Below are 4,869 nucleotides of genomic sequence, written 5' to 3' on the forward strand. Positions count from 1 at the left end.
CAAACTGCCCTCAAGCGGCAACATCGGCGCAGCCGAAGACGTTGTTCAGACGTTCCTAAAGGTGATGGCAAGCATCGCAGTCAGTTAATACATGAAGCGGTAAGATTTTACATTGATCATTTGGAAAAAACTGGAGTCAGACCCAAAAGGTGGACTGCCAGATGAAAGAGGGAGGCGCATTGTCTCCCTTTTTGTTTATTTGATGAGAAGATCGTCTAGTGAACCGCCATTATCAAGATGCTCAAGAACGAATTTCGGTTTCCGTCCTCGTCCTGACCATGTGAGACTTGGATTCTCGGGGTGCTGGTATTTTGGTGGAACAGGTTTTTTGGGTTTTGTAGATTTGTCACTGACCAATTCTTCAAGTTTGAAACCTAATGCTTTCGCATGTTCTTCTAGTTCTTTTCGTGCTTCTGCTTTTTGTCTTTGTTCATATGTATCTATTGCTTTTTCAATATCCTTTTGGAGGGATTTCAATTCTTCAAGGGACATATCTTCAAGATTTACGGTCATGGTGTTTCTCTATCATTGCCATTGTCACAAGTTCGGTTGCCCGTCTAAATGCTGATCTGTGATATATCAGTTCTGTAGTTGCAAGGTCTATACCTCGTATATCAATCATATAAGATGAAACTTTCCAAGGTTTGCGTGCTGGATATTTGTGGGCACGAAGAGATATGTTTCCATCTTTATTTATAATGGAGTCCACGTTTCCGTGAGCAACTTTGTTTCGAAAGTCGTATAATGCTTTGAAGTCTGTCATCCACTCATCAATATCAATTAACCCAATTTTGTCTCGGAGCGTTTGCAGGGGTTCAATTTTTGCATGGAAGTGTTTTACTAGGGCAATCTTGCCATTGATTGATGTGGGTGGTTTTGCGGAAAACTTATGTCCATTGTAGTTTGCGGTTTCCAAGTGATCGGGCAAAACGTTCGAAGTCGTCCACAGGAACTCATCCATAGCGAATTCTGTCTTTCCCATTGAGAGTATAAATTCGCCCACAACACGGTGCGCTTTTGCTTGAAAATCTTCGTTCGACATCAACCTTGCCTTTGCTTCACCGCTAGGGCGCATAGGATCGCCTGTGAGTGCGGGTTCCGACCTTTCCTGCACAAGACACCACTTTACCACACAAGGCGACTGTATGGCCGTCCCAGCGCCTCTGCTTCATGTTGGCGGTTGCAAACGCCTATTGGTTTCATGATCTAGGTCATTCTAAAAAGTAGACACACATGTGCGCTGGAAGTATAGTGGGCTACATGAGTAGGCCAGCAAGATCATCAGCGCGCAGTCCAACCTGGACAGTCGAGCAACGTTATCAGTTCATAGAGTTTCGACTCTACTGGACGGGAAGGCTGAATCGAAGCGACCTGATGGAAGCCTTTGGCATCTCAAAACAGCAAGCTTCCATTGACCTCAGCAACTACATTGAGGGCAGGAAGAGCAACCTAGTCTACGATAAGAAGTTACGGACCTACCTGAGAGGTAAGAATTTTCGGCCAAGGTTCATGGTGCCTGACGCATCTGAATTTTTGTCGCAACTACAAGCAGTTGACCTAGGGTTGGTGCGTGAAGATCGCAGTTGGGTAGCACCAGTAGTGAGTTTTTGTAGCCCTCCAACACCCGCGCGTGGCGTTAAGCCTGAAATTTTGCGGGATGTCAACGGCGGAGTAAAAACCGACCATTGGGCGGCGCAAAAGTAGACCACTTTGAGTTTGGGCGTGACGGTCGCGCAGAGCGTAGGCGGCCAGTCAGCCGCGCTCTCCATATAGCTGGCGGTTGACTGGCCGCCTTGGCCCGTGAGGGCCAAGTCATGGATTTTCGATCAGGCGGTTTTGGTGGCTTTTCGCGCTTGGCTTTGGGCCAGGCGATAGCTTTCGCCGTTCATCTCGAGGATGTTGACGTGGTGGGTCAGCCGGTCGAGGAGCGCCCCGGTCAGGCGTTCGGTGCCGAAAGTTTCGGTCCATTCATCGAAAGGCAAGTTGCTCGTGATCAGCGTGGCGCCGCGCTCATAGCGCTGCGAGATCAATTCAAAGAGCAGCTCGGCCCCGGTTTTGGAGAGAGGGACGAAGCCCAATTCGTCGATGATCAGCAGCTTGGCGTTGGCCATCTGTTTTTGGACCCGCAGCAAGCGACGCTCGTCGCGCGCCTCCATCAGTTCGTTGACCAAAGCCGCGGCGGTGGTGAAGCTGACCGTCATCCCTTTCTGGCAAGCAGCGAGCCCCAGGCCAAGGGCAACGTGGGTCTTGCCGGTGCCGCTTGGGCCGAGGGCGATCACGTTCTCGCGCCGTTCGATCCAGTCGCAGCGCGCCAGCTCCAGCACCTGCATCTTGTTGAGTTTGGGGATCGCCTTGAAGTCGAAGCTGTCGAGGCTCTTGGTGGCCGGGAACTTAGCCGCCTTGATACGGCGCTCGACCATCCGTCGCTCGCGATCGATCAGCTCCAGTTCGACCAGGCGCGTCAGGAATTGGACATGGTCCAGCCCCTCGACGGCGCATTGGCGTGCCACTTTCTGATACTCGCGCAGGACTGTCGGAAGCTTCAACCGCTTGAGGTGATGCTCCAGCAGGATCTCGGGGGCATGGGTCATTCCGCGGCCTCCGGCATAAGGGCCATGTAGCTGGCCGCAGAGGTCGTCTCGACCCTCGCCCTTGGCAGATAGGGATAAACATCGAGATCGAGCCTTGGTGGACGCTTCTCCACCTGGCACAGAACCAGGTGCTTCACAGCATCAAAGCCGACTGCGCCCATCTTCAGGGCCTGCTTTACGGCGACGTGCAGGTCATCCATGCCGAAAGACTCCAGAAGGCGCAGAACCTGGACATACTCGCGACGACCGATCTTCAGCATGCGCGCTTCCATCAAGCGGCGCAGCGTGTCGAACTCTTCGGGCAAGTCCCATTCCGCGAGGGGTGCGGCCTGATCCAAAGCATTGATCTTGCGTTCGATCAGCGGAAGGTAATGGATCGGGTCAAACACCATGTCCTCGCGCGCATAGCACCGCGGATGGCGTGCGATCACGTCCCCACGGCAGCCAATCACCACCTGATCGACATAGGCCCGCACCCAGACATCCTGATGACCATAGGCCACGGGGACCGAGTAATCATTGGTGTCGTAGCGGACCAAAGACTGGGAGCTCACCCGGCCGCTGGCCTGTGCGCAGGCCTCAAAGGGGGCCGCCGGCAGGGGACGCATCTCGGCCAGGTCTCTTTGCAGGCGCGCGCCGATGGTCTCCTTGTGCCCACGGAGTGTATCACCCTGACGGGCACGGCACTGCTCTTCGAGATAGGCGTTGAAGCTCTCCCAATCCGGGAAGTGGGGGATCGGCACCATGTGGTTGCGGCGGGTATAGCCCACCATCCCCTCGACATTGCCCTTGTCATTCCCTTTGCCCGGCCGCCCGTACCGGTCTCGGAACAGGTAGTGCGACAGCAGCCCGCTGAACAGCGTCGCGCGTACCCGTGTGCCATCCGGCTGGATCTTCGAGACCAGGCAACGGTCGTTGTCGTAGAGAACCGACAGAGGCACCCCGCCAAAGAAGGCAAAGGCATGCACATGCCCGTCCATCCAGGCCTCCGCCGTCGCCGCCGGGTAGGCCCGCACGAAGTAGGCATCGCTGTGCGGCAAATCCAGGACGAAGAAGTGGGCCTTTTGTTCGACACCCCCGATCACAACCAACGCTTCGCCAAAATCGGCCTGCGCATGGCCTGGCGGATGCGCCAGCGGCACGAACATCTCGCGGGTGCGTCGTTCACGCTGCCGAACGTAGTCCTTGATGATCGTATAGCCGCCGGTAAACTCGTGCTCCGCCTTGAGCCGCTCGTGGATCCGCTTCGCCGTGTGGCGCTGTTTGCGGGGCACATTCTTGTCCCCTTCAAGCCAGCCGTCGATGATCTCCGTAAACCCATCAAGCTTGGGACGCTTGATCTCCTTCGTGCGCCGGTAGCCCGGCGGCGACGAGAACGCCAACATCTTGCGAACGCTGTCACGCGATATGTTGAAATGGCGCGCCAGTTCCCGCTGGCTCATCCCCTCGCTGCGTGCCAGCCTGACCTTCAGATAAAGTTCCACGGTGTATATCTCCTAGCCCTCCCTGCAGCCACAAGAAGGGAAAAAGTGGACGACTTTTACGCCGCCCGCACCGCCAATTTGGCGGCGCTACCGTGGTCTAATTTTGCACCGACGTGCTCAAACGCCCAGATGGCCGAGTTGTCCTTGGCCGTTGCAACGTCCTTACCGGTGGAAATCGCGTTCTGGGTGTTCTCCAGGTTCATGTTGATGGAGTTCAGGGTCTGCAGAGCGACCATTGCGCCGTTGTTCGTCAGAATGCTGGTCATAGCTTTTATTCCTTTAGCAATATGAGACGTTTCGTCTCGCGTGTTTGATGTCCCGAAGGGCATCTCTGACGTCTTTCTGACTATGCGTTAAGCCATCCGGCTCCCGCGCCACCCCGGTTCCTGGGACGCAAGTAGACATTGCCATGAAGATTGCTAAGGGAGTTCTAATGGGGAGAGTGGGTGGTAGTTAAATCGTCGCAAAGTTGTGCGATCTTTCGCAGGATTTTCCAGTTTCTGATCCACCCGGTTGCTATAGCGGATCTTGCGGTCTGCGCTGACTTATACCGCCAGACCTTTGCGCAGCCGACGCAGGTTCGCCATCCGTGCTACGGCTGAGCGAATGCCCCCATGGTGTTTTCGATGGGTCCTGATCGCGCGTGACCTTGCTTAGCGCTCCCGAAAGGGGGGGCTCCAGGTCGGAGACATTGTTGAGCGCTTCGATGAGGGGCCGGGGATAAAGACCGGGGCGCGTCTGGCGCGCCCCGGATCAGGCCGTTTAACGGAACAGCTGCTGTAGGGTCTGTGGCG

General features: G+C 55.3%; 4 protein-coding genes and 1 pseudogene. All 5 read right to left on the bottom strand.

Features of this window, described 5'->3' with window-relative positions:
- Window positions 1-195 precede the first annotated feature (195 nt).
- Window positions 196-513, bottom strand: coding sequence for an H-NS family nucleoid-associated regulatory protein (locus tag C6W91_RS10490; protein WP_370570796.1), 318 nt, complete (start codon window positions 511-513; stop codon window positions 196-198).
- On the bottom strand, window positions 497-1,042 hold the full coding sequence (locus tag C6W91_RS10495; protein ID WP_370570797.1) for a hypothetical protein: 546 nt from the start codon (window positions 1,040-1,042) through the stop codon (window positions 497-499). Before C6W91_RS10495 ends, C6W91_RS10490 begins: the two co-directional genes overlap by 17 nt.
- Before the next feature lie 784 nt (window positions 1,043-1,826).
- Complete coding sequence (gene istB, locus C6W91_RS10500) at window positions 1,827-2,591, bottom strand: IS21-like element helper ATPase IstB (protein WP_370570798.1); 765 nt, start codon at window positions 2,589-2,591, stop codon at window positions 1,827-1,829.
- Window positions 2,588-4,033 carry an IS21 family transposase gene (gene istA / locus C6W91_RS10505; protein WP_370570799.1) on the bottom strand — a complete coding sequence of 482 codons (1,446 nt, stop codon included), beginning with the start codon at window positions 4,031-4,033 and terminating at the stop codon, window positions 2,588-2,590. Before istA ends, istB begins: the two co-directional genes overlap by 4 nt.
- A gap of 152 nt (window positions 4,034-4,185) precedes the next feature.
- Window positions 4,186-4,341 (bottom strand): annotated as a pseudogene (locus tag C6W91_RS10510) (flagellin); the annotation flags it as partial.
- Window positions 4,342-4,869 lie beyond the last annotated feature (528 nt).

The sequence above is a fragment of the Phaeobacter sp. SYSU ZJ3003 genome, assembly GCF_041300735.1.
GTDB lineage: Bacteria > Pseudomonadota > Alphaproteobacteria > Rhodobacterales > Rhodobacteraceae > Phycobacter > Phycobacter gallaeciensis_A.

Bases quoted from the DNA above. Each gene is read 5' to 3' on its own strand.
- C6W91_RS10495 (WP_370570797.1), bottom strand. From the start codon at position 1,042: ATGTCGAACGAAGATTTTCAAGCAAAAGCGCACCGTGTTGTGGGCGAA.
- C6W91_RS10490 (WP_370570796.1), bottom strand. From the start codon at position 513: ATGACCGTAAATCTTGAAGATATGTCCCTTGAAGAATTGAAATCCCTC.
- istA (WP_370570799.1), bottom strand. From the start codon at position 4,033: ATGAGCCAGCGGGAACTGGCGCGCCATTTCAACATATCGCGTGACAGC.
- istB (WP_370570798.1), bottom strand. From the start codon at position 2,591: ATGACCCATGCCCCCGAGATCCTGCTGGAGCATCACCTCAAGCGGTTG.